13 protein-coding genes are annotated in these 15,474 nt (G+C 67.0%); 11 read left to right on the forward strand and 2 right to left on the reverse strand.

Features of this window, described 5'->3' with window-relative positions:
• Positions 1-96: 96 nt before the first annotated feature.
• Together glnD and map are read right to left on the reverse strand one after the other, a co-directional pair.
• Positions 97-2,757, reverse strand: coding sequence for a [protein-PII] uridylyltransferase (gene glnD / locus ACAM26_RS08565; protein WP_369613438.1), 2,661 nt, complete (start codon positions 2,755-2,757; stop codon positions 97-99).
• 4 nt (positions 2,758-2,761) lie between these two features.
• Entirely contained in the window at positions 2,762-3,532 is a 771-nt protein-coding gene (gene map / locus ACAM26_RS08570; protein ID WP_123143076.1) for a type I methionyl aminopeptidase, read from the reverse strand.
• A gap of 535 nt (positions 3,533-4,067) precedes the next feature.
• On the opposite strand from map, the gene rpsB reads away from it, so the two are divergent.
• The 11 genes from rpsB (at position 4,068) to lpxD (ending at position 15,453) form a co-directional block, all read left to right on the forward strand.
• Positions 4,068-4,799, forward strand: a complete 732-nt coding sequence (gene rpsB / locus ACAM26_RS08575; protein WP_123140432.1) for a 30S ribosomal protein S2 — start codon at positions 4,068-4,070, stop codon at positions 4,797-4,799.
• Between the two features lie 156 nt (positions 4,800-4,955).
• Positions 4,956-5,843: a translation elongation factor Ts gene (gene tsf, locus ACAM26_RS08580; RefSeq protein WP_062275515.1), complete on the forward strand. Its 888-nt coding sequence runs from the start codon at positions 4,956-4,958 to the stop codon at positions 5,841-5,843.
• A 72-nt stretch (positions 5,844-5,915) separates the two neighbouring features.
• Entirely contained in the window at positions 5,916-6,644 is a 729-nt protein-coding gene (gene pyrH, locus ACAM26_RS08585) for a UMP kinase (RefSeq protein ID WP_123140415.1), read from the forward strand.
• Between the two features lies 1 nt (position 6,645).
• Positions 6,646-7,203, forward strand: coding sequence for a ribosome recycling factor (frr, locus tag ACAM26_RS08590; protein ID WP_123140414.1), 558 nt, complete (start codon positions 6,646-6,648; stop codon positions 7,201-7,203).
• Positions 7,204-7,283: 80 nt separating this feature from the next.
• The gene (gene uppS / locus ACAM26_RS08595) at positions 7,284-8,024 is read left to right on the forward strand and encodes a polyprenyl diphosphate synthase (RefSeq protein WP_223806158.1); all 741 of its coding nucleotides are present in this window, start codon (positions 7,284-7,286) and stop codon (positions 8,022-8,024) included.
• Positions 8,025-8,028: 4 nt separating this feature from the next.
• Complete coding sequence (locus ACAM26_RS08600) at positions 8,029-8,859, forward strand: phosphatidate cytidylyltransferase (RefSeq protein WP_123143255.1); 831 nt, start codon at positions 8,029-8,031, stop codon at positions 8,857-8,859.
• Complete coding sequence (ispC, locus tag ACAM26_RS08605; RefSeq protein WP_369613439.1) at positions 8,860-10,047, forward strand: 1-deoxy-D-xylulose-5-phosphate reductoisomerase; 1,188 nt, start codon at positions 8,860-8,862, stop codon at positions 10,045-10,047. It begins immediately after the preceding gene.
• Between the two features lie 6 nt (positions 10,048-10,053).
• A complete protein-coding gene (gene rseP, locus ACAM26_RS08610) occupies positions 10,054-11,418 on the forward strand; it encodes an RIP metalloprotease RseP (RefSeq protein WP_369613440.1) in 1,365 nt (454 codons plus the stop codon).
• 78 nt (positions 11,419-11,496) lie between these two features.
• A complete protein-coding gene (gene bamA, locus ACAM26_RS08615) occupies positions 11,497-13,827 on the forward strand; it encodes an outer membrane protein assembly factor BamA (protein ID WP_123140409.1) in 2,331 nt (776 codons plus the stop codon).
• Between the two features lie 41 nt (positions 13,828-13,868).
• Complete coding sequence (locus ACAM26_RS08620) at positions 13,869-14,366, forward strand: OmpH family outer membrane protein (RefSeq protein WP_165913550.1); 498 nt, start codon at positions 13,869-13,871, stop codon at positions 14,364-14,366.
• Positions 14,367-14,406: 40 nt separating this feature from the next.
• A complete protein-coding gene (lpxD, locus tag ACAM26_RS08625; protein WP_132230544.1) occupies positions 14,407-15,453 on the forward strand; it encodes a UDP-3-O-(3-hydroxymyristoyl)glucosamine N-acyltransferase in 1,047 nt (348 codons plus the stop codon).
• Positions 15,454-15,474: the final 21 nt, after the last annotated feature.

Raw genomic sequence — 15,474 nt, forward strand, 5'->3', positions numbered from 1 at the left:
CAGCCACCAGCCGCCAGCGGCGTCGGCGTCTTGCATATCCAAATCCCTTTGCGGTCTTCGTGTCTTTGTGGTTCAAACTCCCGCTGGCCGCCTGGGTCAGCGCTCGTCCCGAGTGTGTTGTTCGAGACGCTTGCACACCTCGCGGCGCAGGCAGGCGAGGGCGTTCTCGCAGGTGATCGGGGTGTCGTCGGTGTCGGTGATGAAGAAGACGTCGTCGACTTCGGCGCCGACGGTGGCGATCTTGGCGTTTTGCAGCCGTACCCCGCAGTCGCGGAACACCGCACCGACCTCGGCGAGCAGGCCGGGGCAGTCGAGGGTGCTCAGGCGCATGATGGTGCGGCGGTTGGGCTCGTCGGTGGAGAAGCTCACCCGGGTGTCGACCGGGAAACAGCGGTGACGGCGCGGCAGCGTGCGCGCGACGCGGATCTCGCTGTCCTCCTCGTGCCGCAGCTCCTCGGTCAGCGCGGTGCGGATCTCTTCCATGCGCAGTGCGCCGTCGACCGGGTTGCCGCCCTGGTCGAGCACCTGGTAGCTGCTCACCGCCATGCCGTCGTCGGTGGTCATGACTCGCGCGTCCATGATGCTCAGTCCGAGCTGGTCGAGCATGGCGGTGGTGCGACCGAACAGGTTGGTGCGGTCGGCGGTGTAGATGAAGAGTTCGCTGGCTCCGCGCGCGGTCACCGGGCGGATCACCGTCAGTGGCAGGGTCTCGGGGGCGGAGCAGAGGATCTGGCGACTCTGCCAGGCGATCTCGTCGGGCGAGTTGTGGAGGAAGAAGTCGAAGCTGAACTTGCTCCACAGCCGGCGGCAGGCCTCGGGGTCGGCGCCGTAGCGCGCGACCAGTCGCAGCGCCTCGACCTGTTTCTGCTGGATCAGTTCGTCCTGCGCCTGGGGGTTGTCGAGTCCGCGCAGCAGGGCACGACGGGTGCCGTGATAGAGCTCGCGCAGCAGCGCGTCCTTCCAGCCGTTCCAGCGTTCGGGGTTGGTGGCGCGGGCATCGGCGACGGTGAGCAGGTAGAGATAGTCGAGCCGGTTGGGGTCGCCGATGCGCTCGGCGAAGGTCTGGATCACCTCGGGGTCGCTGATGTCCTTGCGCTGGGCGGTCATCGACATCACCAGGTGGTTCTCCACCAGCCAGGACACCAGACGGCTGTCGAAGGCGCTGAGGCTGTGCTGCTGGCAGAAGTCCCAGGCGTCGCGGGCGCCGAGCTGGGAGTGATCGCCGCCGCGCCCCTTGGCGATGTCGTGGAACAGCCCGGCGAGATAGAGCAGTTCGATCTTGGGGATGCGCCGGGCGATGGCGCTGCACAGCGGGAACTCGGCGTCGTGCTTGGGGATGGCGAAGCGACGCAGGTTGCGGATCAGGGTGAGGGTGTGCTCGTCGACGGTATAGACGTGGAGCAGGTCGTACTGCATCCGCCCGACGATGTTGGCGAAGGCGGGGATATAGGCGGCGAGCACGCCGTAGCGGTTCATCCGTCGAAACGCGTGGGTCAGTCCGTTGGGCTCGCGCAGGATCTCCATGAACAGGCTGCGCGCGCGCAGGTCGTTGCGGAAGCGGGTATCGATGCGGTGATGGTTCTCGCGGATCAGGCGAATGGTGCTGGCGCGGATGCCTTCGAGCTCGGGACGGGTCTGGAGCAGGTGGAAGACCTCGAGCAGCGCCAGCGGGTAGCGCTGGAAGACCCGTGAGTTGACCACCTCGAGATAGCCGCTGCGCGACTGGAAGCGACGGTTGATGGGGATGGGCGGGCCGAGCGCGTCGCGCAGCAGGATCGCCTCGCGAAACAGCTGCAGCAGCATCTCGTTGAGACGATTGAGCTCCTGCACGGTACGGTAGTACTGCTGCATGAACTGCTCGACGGCGAGGTTGTTGGGGCCGTCGCAGAAGCCGAAGGCGTGGGCCAGGGCGCGCTGGTGGTCGAACAGCAGTCGGTCCTCGCGACGCCCGGCGAGGCGGTGCAGCGAGAAGCGGATGCGCCACAGCAGCGCCTGGCCCTCGATCAGGGTGTGGTACTCGGCCTCGGTGAGGAAGTCGTGGCGGACCAGGTCGTGGAGTGTCCTGGCGGCGAAGTGGCGCTTGGCCACCCAGGCGATCATCTGGATGTCGCGCAGCCCGCCGGGATTCTCCTTGATGTTGGGCTCGAGGTTGTAGGCGGTGCCGCCGTATTTCTCCCAACGCGCCTGTTGCTCGGCGGTCTTGGCGGCGAAGAAGCGGGCGCTGTCCCAGAGCTGGGCCGGGCTGGTGACCTCGAGCATGCGGGCATAGAGCGCGCTGCCGCCGGCGAGCAGGCGCGCCTCCATCAGGTTGGTCATCACGGTGACGTCCTGATCGGCCTCGCGCACGCAGTCATCGATGCTGCGCACGCTGTGCCCGACCTCGAGTCCGATGTCCCACAGCAGGGTGAGCAGGATCTCGAGCTGGGTCGAGAGGCGGGACTCGGCGTCGGGCGCGACCAGGATCATGATGTCGACGTCGGAGGCCGGTTGCAGCTCGCGTCGGCCATAGCCGCCGACGGCGACCAGCGCCGCGCTCTCGGTGTCGCCGAGATGCTCGGTCCAGAGGTCGCGCAGCACGCCGTCGATGAGGTCGCTGTGGGCGAGCACCAGTTCGGTGACCGGTGTGCCCTGGTCGAAGCGGCTGTAGAGCGACTCGCGCCCGGCCCTGAGTCGTTCCCGGTAGCTGTCGATGCGAGCGCGGTGCGGCTGCGGGTCGGGCGTCTGGGGTGGGGCGGGGGTGGGCGCGGTGTCGCTCATGGCTTCAGTCCTCGCGCTCCTCGCGTCTCAGGGTGAGGATCTCGCTGCCGTCGCTGGTGACCAGCAGGGTGTGCTCCCACTGTGCCGAGAGGCTGCGATCCTTGGTGACCACGGTCCAGCCATCGGGGAGCTGCTTGATGTGGCGCTTGCCGGCGTTGACCATCGGCTCGATGGTGAAGATCATCCCCTCGCGCAGCTCCAGGCCGGTGCCGGGCGAGCCGTAGTGAAGGATCTGCGGGTCCTCGTGGAAGCCGCGCCCGATGCCGTGACCGCAGTACTCGCGCACCACCGAGAAGCCCTTGCCCTCGACGAAGCGCTGGATGGCGTGGCCGATGTCACCGAGGGTGGCGCCGGGGCGCACCTGGTCGATGCCGACGAACAGCGCCTCGCGGGTGACGTTGACCAGGCGGCGGGCGAGGATCGAGGGCTCGCCGACGAAGAACATCTTGCTGGTGTCGCCGTGGAAACCGTCCTTGATGACGGTGACGTCGATGTTGACCACGTCGCCCTTCTTGAGGCGCTTGTTGCCGGGGATGCCGTGGCAGACCTGGTGGTTGACCGAGGTGCAGATCGACTTGGGGAAGCCGTGATAGTCGAGCGGCGCGGGGATCGCCTGCTGCACCTCGGTGATGTATTGGTGACAGATGCGGTCGAGCTCTTCGGTGGTCACGCCGGGCTGGACGTGCGGCTCGATCATGTCGAGCACGTCGGCAGCGAGCCGGCAGGCGACACGCATCTTCTCGATTTCTTCTGGGGTCTTGATCGGCACACTCATCGGCTGGTCGCTGGAGTCCAGGTAAAAATGATAATCGGTTTCTTCAGGGGGCCATCGGCCAGGTGCCGGGTGCGGGCTTGTGTCGGCGGAGGACGCCCGGGCTCGGACGAGCCGGAATGGCGAGGCGCCGGGGACCGTTCACGCCGTCCCCGGGAACACCGCGATGCCTCGGCAGCGCGGGACCGAATGTATCGGTAATTGCTCGTAGTGAGCCGCCTATGCTATAAAATGCGGCGCGTTGCCGCAAACTGCATGGACCCTTCGCCCGTTCATGTGAGGGTGCGAGGCAGGCTTGCCAAGCGAAAGACTGCGGTTTTTCGCTGTCGTTTTTCAGGTCAAACCTCCAAGATACGCGCCGGTCGCGATTGACTCTCGCGCACGGGCCTTGTGTCCGTCGTCCGAGATCGTCCGCCGAAACCACTGCTCACACACGCGTCGACACATGCGACTGGGTGCCTGCCTGGCAGGTTGTCGCGTGGGATGCGTGGAGGCCCAACCCGATATCACAGGAAGCAATACCTTGAGCAAGATCACGATGCGCCAGATGCTGGAAGCCGGTGTCCACTTCGGTCACCAGACCCGGTACTGGAACCCCAAGATGGCCCCCTTCATCTTCGGCCACCGCAACAAGATCCACATCATCAACCTGGAGAAGACCCTGCCGCTGTATGAAGAGGCGGTCAACTTCATGGGTTCGCTGGCCGCCAACGGCGGCAAGATCCTCTTCGTCGGCACCAAGCGCGCCGCGCGCGACGTGCTCAAGGAAGAGGCAGCGCGTTGCGGGATGCCCTACGTCAACCACCGTTGGCTCGGCGGCATGCTCACCAACTTCAAGACCATCCGTCAGTCGGTCAACCGCCTGAAGGAGCTTGAGGCGATGTTCGAGGATGGCTCGATCGAGCGCTTCAACAAGAAGGAGGCCCTGGGTCTGTCGCGCGAGCGTGACAAGCTCGAGCAGAGCATCGGCGGCATCAAGAACATGGACGGCCTGCCCGACGCCATGTTCGTGATCGATGTCGGTCACGAGAAGAACGCGGTCAACGAGGCCAACAAGCTCGGTATCCCGGTCATCGGCGTGGTCGATACCAACAACGAGCCGAGCACCGTCGACTTCGTCATCCCCGGTAACGACGACGCCCTGCGCGCCGTGCGTCTCTACATCACCGGCGCCGCTGACGCCATCCTCGACGGGCGTGATACCGCCGCGGCGATGGTCGGTCGCGACGAGGTCGAGCCGGTCGCAGCCGAAGAGGCTGGCGCGGAGTAAGGCCCGCGCGGCCGCTTGGCTGCGCATCCGCACCAGGCGCGCCGGGGCTCCGGCGCGCCACAGATTCCCTGGGCCCGCCGTCATCATGGATGACGGCGGGCCCTTTCCGAGATCCCGAATTCAATCGCCCGCAGGGGCGGCAGAGGTAGCTTAGACATGGCGATTACCGCGGCATTGGTGAAGGAACTGCGCGAGCGCACCGGCGCCGGCATGATGGAGTGCAAGAAGGCGCTGGTCGAGAGCAACGGCGACATCGAGGCAGCCATCGAGGCGATGCGCAAGTCCGGCCAGGCGAAAGCGGCGAAGAAGTCCGGCCGTACCGCGGCCGAGGGTGTGGTGATGGTTGCCATCGCCGAGGACGGCAAGCGCGGCGTGCAGCTCGAGGTCAACTGCGAGACCGACTTCGTCGCCAAGGACTCCAACTTCGAGGCCTTCGCCGAGGCCGCCGTGGCCACCGCGCTGAACAGCGACGCGGCCGATGTCGAGGCGCTCGCCGCGCTGCCGCTCGCCGGTGATGCCGAGACCACCGTCGAGGGCGCACGCGCCGCGCTGGTGGCCAAGATCGGTGAGAACGTCCAGCTGCGCCGTCTGGTGCGTTTCGACGACGTCGAGGGTGCCCTCTACAGCTACAGCCACGGCGCGCGTATCGGCGTGGTGGTCGAGCTGGTCGGCGGCGACGCCACCCTGGGCCGCGACATCGCCATGCACGTGGCCGCCAGCAAGCCGCTGTGCGTGAGCGCCGAGCAGGTGCCCGCCGAGACCCTCGAGAAGGAGCGCGAGATCTTCAAGGCACAGGCGCTCGAGAGCGGCAAGCCCGAGGCGATCGTCGAGAAGATCATCGAGGGCCGGGTGCGCAAGTACCTCGAGGAGATCACCCTGCTCGGTCAGGCCTTCGTCAAGGATCCCGACCAGTCGGTCGAGAAGCTGCTCAAGCAGGCCGGCGCTCAGGTGCGTCGTTTCTCGCGCGTCGAGGTCGGCGAGGGCATCGAGAAGAAGACCGAGAACTTCGCCGAAGAGGTGATGGCTCAGGTTCGCGGCAGCTGATCGTCTGCTGTATCCTGACCGACACTGAAGAAACGCTTTCCCCGACCGCAACCCTGACGAGGTATACCGGGCATGACCGCCGCCGCCCCAGCCTATCGACGCATTCTGCTCAAACTCAGTGGTGAGGCGCTGATGGGTGGGGGAGGACACGGTATCGACCCGGATATCCTCGAGCGCTTTGCGTGCGAGGTCCGCGACCTGGCGGCCGATGGCGTCCAGGTCGCGCTCGTCATCGGCGGGGGCAACATCTTCCGTGGCGCCGGCCTGGCGGCGCGGGGCATGGATCGCGTCACCGGCGACCAGATGGGGATGCTGGCGACGGTGATGAATGCCCTGGCGATGCAGGATGCGCTCGAGCGCCTGGAGGTCTCCTGCCGGGTGATGTCGGCGCTGAAGATCAACCAGGTCTGCGAGGACTACATCCGTCGGCGCGCCATGCGCCATCTCGACAAGGGGCGGGTGGTGATCTTCGCCGCCGGCACCGGCAATCCCTTCTTCACCACCGATTCGGCGGCCAGTCTGCGCGCGATCGAGGTGGGCGCGGAACTGCTGGTCAAGGCGACCAAGGTCGACGGCATCTATTCCGCCGACCCGGTCCAGCACCCCGACGCGGTCTTCTACAGCCGGATCAGCTACGATCAGGCGCTGCGCGAGGGTCTCAAGGTCATGGACACGACGGCGATCGTGCTCTGTCGGGACCATGGAATGCCACTGCGTGTAATGAACATCAACGAGTCGGGTGCCCTGCTGCGGCTGGTCCGCGGCGAGGACATCGGCTCGCTGGTCGTAAGCGGGAACTAACATGATCGACGATATCAAGAAAGACGCTGCAGAACGCATGGCCAAGAGCGTCGAGGCGCTGTCGCACGAGCTGGCGAAGATTCGCACCGGTCGTGCCCACCCCTCGCTGCTCGATCACGTCATGGTCTCCTACTACGGCTCCGATGTGCCGATCCGTCAGGTCGCCAACATCAACGCCGAGGATGCCCGCACCCTGAGCGTGGTGCCCTGGGAGAAGAACCTGGTGCAGGCGATCGAGAAGGCGATCATGCAGTCCGATCTCGGCCTCAACCCGAACTCCGCCGGCACCGTGATCCGCGTACCGATGCCGCCGCTCACCGAAGAGCGTCGTCGCGATCTGATCAAGGTCGCTCGCAGCGAGGCCGAGCAGGCGCGCGTGGCGATCCGCAACATCCGTCGCGACGCCAACAACGAGCTCAAGGAGCTGGTCAAGGAGAAGATGATCTCCGAGGACGACGAGCGTCGTGGTCAGGAGATCGTGCAGAAACTCACCGATCAGAACGTCAAGGAGATCGATGTCGTCCTCGCCGAGAAGGAAGAGGACCTGATGTCGATCTGACCAGGGGCACGGTGCCAGCCTGTTCAAGTATTGTGGAAACTGTAACGTCTCCCGGCGTCGTCGCCGCCCCCGAGACCCCGGTGCCCGCTCATGTCGCCATCATCATGGACGGCAATGGGCGCTGGGCAAAGCGGCGAGGAATGCCGCGTACAGCTGGTCACCGCGAGGGCGTCAAGAGTGTGCGCGCGGTGGTCGAGGAGAGCGTGCGTCGGGGTGTCGGAACCCTCACCCTGTTCGCCTTCAGTAGCGAGAACTGGCGCCGCCCGCCCTCCGAGGTCAACATCCTCATGGAGCTGTTCATGAGTGCGCTGCGCGGCGAGGTCCGGCGGCTGCACCAGCACGATGTGCGGTTGCGGGTGATCGGCGAGCGCGTCGCCTTCTCCGAGCGGCTCCAGCAACGCATCGCCGAGGCCGAACAGCTGACCGCTGAGAATACCGGTCTCAATCTGCAGGTGGCGGCCAATTACGGCGGGCGCTGGGACATCACCCGCGCTGCGCGCCAACTGGTCGCCGATGTCCAGGCCGGGTCGCTCGATCCCGACAGTATCGACGAGACGGCACTCGCCGAGCGTCTCTCCTTTCCCGATCTCCCCGAGCCCGACCTCTTCATCCGCACCGGCGGCGAGCAGCGTCTGAGCAACTTCATGCTCTGGCAGTCGGCTTACTCGGAACTCTTCTTCAGTCCGGTGCTGTGGCCGGACTTCGATGCCTCGGCCTTTGCCGAGGCGCTCGATTTCTACGCCGGCCGCCAGCGCCGTTTCGGCCGCACCGGCGAGCAGGTCGAGGCACTGAGCGCGGTCGGCCGCTATGGACGGGGTTGATTGCATGGCCGTTGCAACGACAAGCGCGCTGCGCCAGCGCACACTCACCGCGTTGGCACTGGTGCCGCTGGTCATCGGCGCGGTGCTGTGGCTGCCGACGCCACTGTTCGCGCTGGTCCTGGCCGGGGTGATCGGGGTCGGCGCCTGGGAGTGGGCGGCGCTCGCCGGCGTCGCCGGTCAGCGCCTGCGGGCGCTCTATCCGCTGCTGGTGGGCGGCGCCATGGCGCTGCTCTGGCCATTCCCTCAGGGGTTGTTCTGGCTCGCCATCGCCAGCGCGCTGTGGTGGCTGTGGCAGATCCGCCGACTGTTGTCGATGCGCCGGATCGTCCCGGCCGCTGGCGTCGACGGGCGGCTGTTGGCCGTCGGGCTGCTGGTGCTGGTCGCGCCCTGGGCTGCGCTGGTGACACTGCACGACGCCCCCGGTGGGCCGGCGCTGGTGCTCTTCCTGCTCTTCGTCATCTGGAGCGCCGATACCGGCGCCTATTTCGCCGGTCGGCGCTGGGGACGGACCAAGCTCGCCCCGGTGCTCAGTCCCGGCAAGACCCGCGCCGGCGTCTACGGCGGCGTCCTGGGGGCGGTGCTGTGCGCACTGGTGTTCGCCTGGCTCCAGGGGCTCGCGCCGCTGCATGGGCTCCTGCTGTTGTTGATCAGCGCCGCGACCGCGCTGATCTCGGTGGCCGGGGATCTCTACGAAAGCCTGCTCAAGCGCCGCTGTGGCGCAAAGGACTCGGGCCAGCTCCTGCCCGGTCACGGTGGCATGCTCGATCGTATCGACAGCCTGACCGCGGCCGCGCCCCTGTTCCTGTTGGGCACCACCTTGATCGGAGTTCGATAAGTGATAGGCGTGACCGTACTTGGCTCGACGGGGTCGATCGGGGTCAGCACGCTCGACGTGCTCGCCCGCCATCTCGACCGTTTCCGGGCCGTGGCCCTGACCGCCAACACCGATGCCGAGCGCATGGCCGAGCAGTGCCGCGCGCATCGCCCGCTGTTCGCGGTGATGGTCGATGCCGCCGCCGCCGCGCGGTTGCGCGCGCTGCTCGCCGACATGCCCGACCGGCCCGAGGTGCTCGAGGGCGTCGAGGGGCTCGAGCAGGTCGCGGCGATGCCCGAGGCCGACTATGTGATGGCCGCGATCGTCGGTGCCGCCGGGTTGCGCCCGACCCTGGCCGCCGCGCGCGTCGGCAAGCGGGTGCTGCTCGCCAACAAGGAGTCGCTGGTGGTCGCCGGCGCGCTGCTGATGCAGGCCGTCGCCGACAGCGGCGCCGAGCTGCTGCCGATCGACAGCGAGCACAACGCCATCTTCCAGTGCCTGCCGGCGAACTTCGCCGACGGGCTCGAACGCGTCGGCGTCGAGCGCATCCTGCTCACCGCCTCCGGCGGACCCTTCCGCGACTGGCCGCTCGAGCGCCTCGCCGGCGTCACCCCGGAGCAGGCCTGCGCCCACCCGACCTGGGCGATGGGGCGCAAGATCTCGGTCGATTCGGCGACCATGATGAACAAGGGGCTGGAGGTGATCGAGGCCTGCTGGCTGTTCGGTACCGATACCAGTCGTATCCAGGTGGTGGTGCACCCGCAGAGCATGATCCACTCGCTGGTGCAGTACACCGACGGCTCGGTGCTCGCCGAACTCGGCAATCCCGACATGCGCACCCCGATCGCCCACGCCATGGCCTGGCCCGAGCGCTTCGCCTCCGGGGTCGAGCCGCTCGACCTGTTCGCCGTCGCCCGGCTCGATTTCCAGGCCCCGGACTTCGAGCGCTTCCCCTGTCTGGCGCTGGCCTTCCAGGCCGCCGAGCAGGGTGGGACCGCCCCGGCGGTGCTCAACGCCGCCAACGAGGTGGCGGTGGCCGCCTTCCTCGACGGGCGCATCGACTTCCCCGGCATCGCCGCCGTGGTCGGCGGTACCCTCGAGGCCATCCCCAACGTCTCGGTCGAGGGCGTGGACGTCGCCTTCCTGCTCGAGGTCGATCGTCAGGCGCGCGAGCGCGCGGAACTGTTCGTCAGACAGCGGGTCAGCTAGTCGCATATGGACCTCCTCTTCACCATCGCCGCTTTCATCGTCGCCCTCGGGATCCTCATCGCGGTCCACGAGTTCGGTCACTTCTGGGTCGCGCGACGGGTGGGGATCAAGGTCCTGCGCTTCTCCATCGGCTTCGGTCGGCCGCTGTTGCGCTGGCGGCGCGGCGCCGACCAGACCGAATACGTGATCGCCGCCATCCCGCTCGGCGGCTATGTGCGGATGCTCGACGAGCGCGAGGAGGCGGTCGACGAGGCCGAGCTGCATCGCGCCTTCAACCGTCAGCGGCTGTGGAAGCGCAGCGCGGTGGTGGTCGCCGGGCCGCTGTTCAACCTGCTCTTTGCGGTACTCGCCTACTGGGGGCTGTTCGTCGCCGGTGACACCGGGCTGCGCCCGGTGATCGGCGAGGTCGCCGCCGAGTCGGTGGCCGAGCAGGCCGGTTTCGCGCCTGGGGACGAGTTGCTGCGCATCGGTGACCGCCCGGTGCAGAGCTGGGAGACGGCGCTGTTCGCGCTTACCGCCGAGGCGCTCGAGGGTGGGGCGGTGGCGGTCCAGGTGCGCGAGAAGGACGGTGCCGAGGCGGCGCGCGTGTTGCCGGCCGCGGCCCTGGCCTCGATCGCCGAGTCGCCCGATCTGGTCGGCCAGCTCGGGCTCGAACCCGAGCGCCCGCGGGTGGCGCCGGTGATCGGTCGGGTGGTGGCCGGGGAGCCTGCCGAGCAGGCCGGGTTCATGGCGGGGGATCGCATCCTCAGCGCCGACGGCACCGCCATCGCCGGCTGGCGCGATTGGGTCGACTGGGTGCGTGAGCGTCCGCAGACACCGATCGCCGTCGAGATCGTGCGTGCTGGTGAGCCGCTGTCGCTGACGGTGATCCCGCGTGCGGTGGAGGATGCCGAGGGCGGGCGTACTGGGCGCATCGGCGCCGGCGTGGAGATGCCCGAGGACCTGATGGCCGACTATCGTGTCGAGGTCCACTACGGGCCGATCGAGGCACTGGTCAAGGCCGCCGACAAGACCCTGGACACCAGCGTGATGATGCTCAAGGTGGTCGGGCGGATGCTGGTCGGCCAGGCCTCGGTGGAGAACCTCAGCGGCCCGATCACCATCGCCGAGACCGCCGGACGGACCGCCAGCTACGGGCTCGATGCCTTCGTCAAGTTCCTCGCCGTGGTCAGCATCAGTCTCGGCGTGCTCAACCTGTTGCCGATCCCGATGCTCGACGGCGGCCATCTGGTCTACTTCCTGATCGAGTGGGTCAAGGGCAGTCCCGTCTCCGAGGGCGCCCAGGTGCAGGCGCAGAAGGTCGGTCTGGTGCTGCTGGCGGGGTTGATGTCACTCGCCTTTTACGTCGATCTCTCCCGGCTCTTTGGCTAGACCCGCTCGATCCCTTATACTAGCGCCCCTCGACCGTCGACTGCGTCGCACACTCGGCTCGATCCAGAGGACTCTCTCTTGCGCGCGATATCTCCGAATCCACGCGGCCGCGTCCGGCGACCGATCCTGCTGCTCGTCCTGCTGCTGACGATGCCCGTCTCGGCGCTGGCCGAGGTGTTCCAGATTGCCGACATCCGTGTCGAGGGGCTGCAACGCATCGCCCCCGGCACGGTGTTCAACTACCTGCCCGTCCAGGTCGGCGACACCGTTGGTGACGGCGTCACCGGCGGCATCATCCGCTCGCTCTATCGCACCGGTTTCTTCGATGACGTCCGCGTCGAGCGCGACGGCAACGTGCTGGTGCTGTGGGTGCGCGAGCGTCCGGCGATCGCCGAGATCGAGATCGTCGGCAACAAGGACATCGAGACCGAGGCGCTCGACTCCGCGCTCGCCGACATCGGCCTCAAGGAAGGGCGGGTGTTCAACCGCTCGGTGCTCGATCGCATCGAGCAGGAACTCGAGCGCCAGTACTTCGCCCGCGGCAAGTACGGCGTGTTGGTGCAGTCGACCGTCTCGCCGCTCGAGCGCAACCGGGTGGCGGTGCGCATCGAGATCACCGAGGGGCTGACCGCGCGCATCAAGCAGATCAACATCATCGGTAACGATGCCTTCAGCGAGAAGGCGCTGCGTCAGCAGTTCGAGCTGGGGCCGACGCGCTGGAGCTCGTTCTACTCGAAGAACGACCAGTACTCCAAGCAGAAGCTCGCCGGTGACCTGGAGCGGCTGCGCGCCTTCTATCTCGATCGCGGCTACATCAAGTTCGAGATCAAGTCGACCCAGGTCTCGATCAGCGCCGACAAGAAGGAGATCTATGTCACCGTCGTCATCGACGAGGGTGAGCCCTACCGCATCAGCGACATCCAGCTCGCCGGCGAGCCCTCGGTGCCGACCGAGAAGCTCTTCCCGCTGATCGAGCTCACACGCGGCGATCTGTTCTCGCGCAAGCACGTCACCGAGAGCGCCGAGCGCATCTCCAACCTGCTCGGCGACGAGGGCTATGCCTTCGCCAACGTCAACACCGTGCCCGAGATCGACGAGGAGTCGCACGAGGTGGCGGTGACCTTCTTCGTCGACCCGGGCAAGCGCGTCTATGTCCGTCGCGTCAACATGAAGGGCAACACCCGCACCCGTGACGAGGTGTTGCGGCGCGAGATGCGCCAGCTCGAGACCGCCTGGTTCTCCGCCGATCTGGTGCGCAAGTCGCGCGAGCGGCTGCAGCGTCTCGGCTACTTCGACGATGTCAGCATCGAGACCCCGCCGGTCCCGGGCTCGCCCGATCAGGTCGACGTCGACGTCACCGTCGAGGAGAAGCCCGCGGGCAACCTCGCCGCCGGTATCGGCTTCTCGCAGTCGCAGGGCATCCTGCTCAACGCCAGCGTCACCCAGAACAACTTCCTCGGCACCGGCAAGCGCGTGGCGCTGGCCTTCAACACCAGTACCGCCAACCGTCGCTATCAGCTCGCCTACACCAATCCGTACTACACGGTCGATGGCATCAGTCGCGGCTTCAACCTCTCCTACCAGGAGACCGACTACGACGAGCTGATCGGCGCCGACTACTCCACCGACGTCGGTGTCGCCGGCTTCTCCTTCGGGTTGCCGATCTCCGACACCAGCCGCGCCGGTCTCGGTCTGCGCTACCAGTACACCGACTTCTCCCCGGGCGAGTCGGAGCTGGCCGATGAGTTCGTCGCGCGCAACGGGCACACCTTCAACGACTTCGTGCTCTCTGCCAACTACTCCAGCGACTCGCGTGACACCGCGCTGTTCCCGACCCGCGGCGCGCTGCGCACCCTGCGCGCCGAGGTCGCTCTCCCGGGCAGCGATCTGGAGTACTACAAGCTCACCTACAAGGAGCAGATCTACATCCCGCTGACCTCGCGCTTCGTCTTCTCGTTGAGCGGCGACCTCGCCTACGGCGACGGTTACGGCGAGATCGATTATCTGCCCTTCTTCGAGAACTTCTACGCCGGTGGTCCGCGCTCGGTGCGTGGCTGGCAGGCCAACACACTCGGCCCGCGCGAGCTCAGTACCAACGACCCGGTCGGCGGCAATCTCAAGCTGGTCGGCAGCATCGAGCTGTTCGCCCCGCCGCCGGTCGGCGGCGAGTTCGAGAAGACGCTGCGGCTCGGCGCCTTCTTCGACTTCGGCAACGTCTGGTTGACCGATGACTCCTCGCTGGTCGACAACACCGGCTTCGACCTCGGCGATCTGCGCTACTCGGCCGGTCTGTCGGTGAGCTGGCTCTCGCCGGTCGGGGCGCTGTCGGTGAGCGTGGCCTATCCGCTCAACGAGAAGGATGGCGACGAGACCCAGGTGTTCCAGTTCGGATTCGGTCAGACCTTCTGATCCAGGGGAGGGTACCCGTGAATTTCCGTCTCATCGTCTCGATCGTCCTGCTGCTGGTCGCCACCCAGGCCCTGGCCGAGGACGCCGTCGAGGGCTACCGTATCGCGGTGGTCGACCCCAATCGGGTGGTCGAGCAGTCGCCCCAGTATGATGCCGCGGGCGATGCCCTGCAGCGTGAGCTCGAGGAGCGCGAACGCACCCTGCGCGAGCAGCAGGAGCAGGTCGCCGCGCTGCAGCGCAAGCTCGAGCGCGACGGCGCGCTGATGAGCGAGAGCGAGATCCAGCGGCTGCAGAACGACATCCGTAGCCGCACCCGCAAGCTGAAGTACGCCCGCGACGAGTTCCAGGAGGACTTCGTGCTGCGTCAGAACGAGCTTCGCACCAAGCTGGCCCGCCAGGTCCAGGAGGTGGTGGTCGAGCTGGCCAAGGAGCAGGATATCGATCTGGTGATCACCGAGGGCGTGGTCTATTTCAGTGATCGTATCGATATCTCCGATCTGGTCATCGAGCGCCTCAAGGCGGAGTTCGAAAAACGGTGACCGACGCCTTGTGCGCGCCGGCCGCCCAGAGGTGAATCCCTTGGAAATCAGTCTGAAAGAACTCGCGGCACGCCTCGGCGTGCCTGTGCGTGGTGATGGTGCCGTCCGTCTCGCGCGTGTCGCGCGGCTGACCGATGCGACCGCGGACAGCCTGAGCTTTCTCGGCGATCGCAAGTACCGTCGTCACCTCGCCGAGACCCGCGCCGGTGCGGTGATCCTCACCGAGGCCGATGCCGAGCACGCCGCGGTGCCGGTGCTGATCAGCGATAACCCCTATCTCACCTATGCCCGTGCCGCGCGCATCCTCCATCCGCGCGAACCGGTCGTCGGCGGCGTGCATCCGAGCGCGGTCGTCGACCCCGCCGCGCGGATCGATCCCAGCGCCTGGGTCGGCCCGCTCTCCGTGGTCGAGGCCGAGGCCGAGATCGGTCCCGGGGTGTTTGTCGGGCCGAGCTGCGTGATCGGGCGCGGGGTGCGCATCGGCGCCGAGTCGCGTCTGGTCGCCCGGGTCACCCTGTGCGAGGGTGCGGTGGTTGGCGCGCGGGCGCTGCTCCATCCCGGCGCGGTGATCGGACGCGAGGGCTTCGGTTTCGCCAAGGACGGCGAGCGCTGGGAGCGCATCCCCCAGGTCGGGCGGGCGGTGCTCGGCGATGACGTCGAGATCGGCGCCAACACCTCGGTCGATCGCGGTGCGATCGGCGACACCCGGATCGGCGACGGGGTCAAGCTGGATAATCACATCCAGATCGGCCACAACGTCGAAATTGGCGACAATACCGCCATCGCCGCCAACACCGGGATCTCGGGCTCGACCCGGATCGGACGCAACTGCACCATCGCCGGTGCCGTCGGCATGGCCGGCCACCTCGAGATCGGCGACAACGTCCACTTCACCGGGATGGCCATGGTCACCCGCTCCTTCCCCGAGCCCGGGCTCTACAGCAGCGGTGTCCCGGCGATGCCGAGCGCGGATTGGCGGCGTAACGTGGCGCGCTTCAGACATCTCGACGAGCTGACGCGCCGAATCAAACAGCTAGAGACACACATCGAAACAATGAAACAGACAACAGGGCAGGGGGGTTGCTAATGGCGGGATCTCAGGTTGTGG

The sequence above is a fragment of the Marichromatium sp. PS1 genome (assembly GCF_041155115.1).
In the GTDB taxonomy this organism is placed as follows: domain Bacteria; phylum Pseudomonadota; class Gammaproteobacteria; order Chromatiales; family Chromatiaceae; genus Marichromatium; species Marichromatium gracile.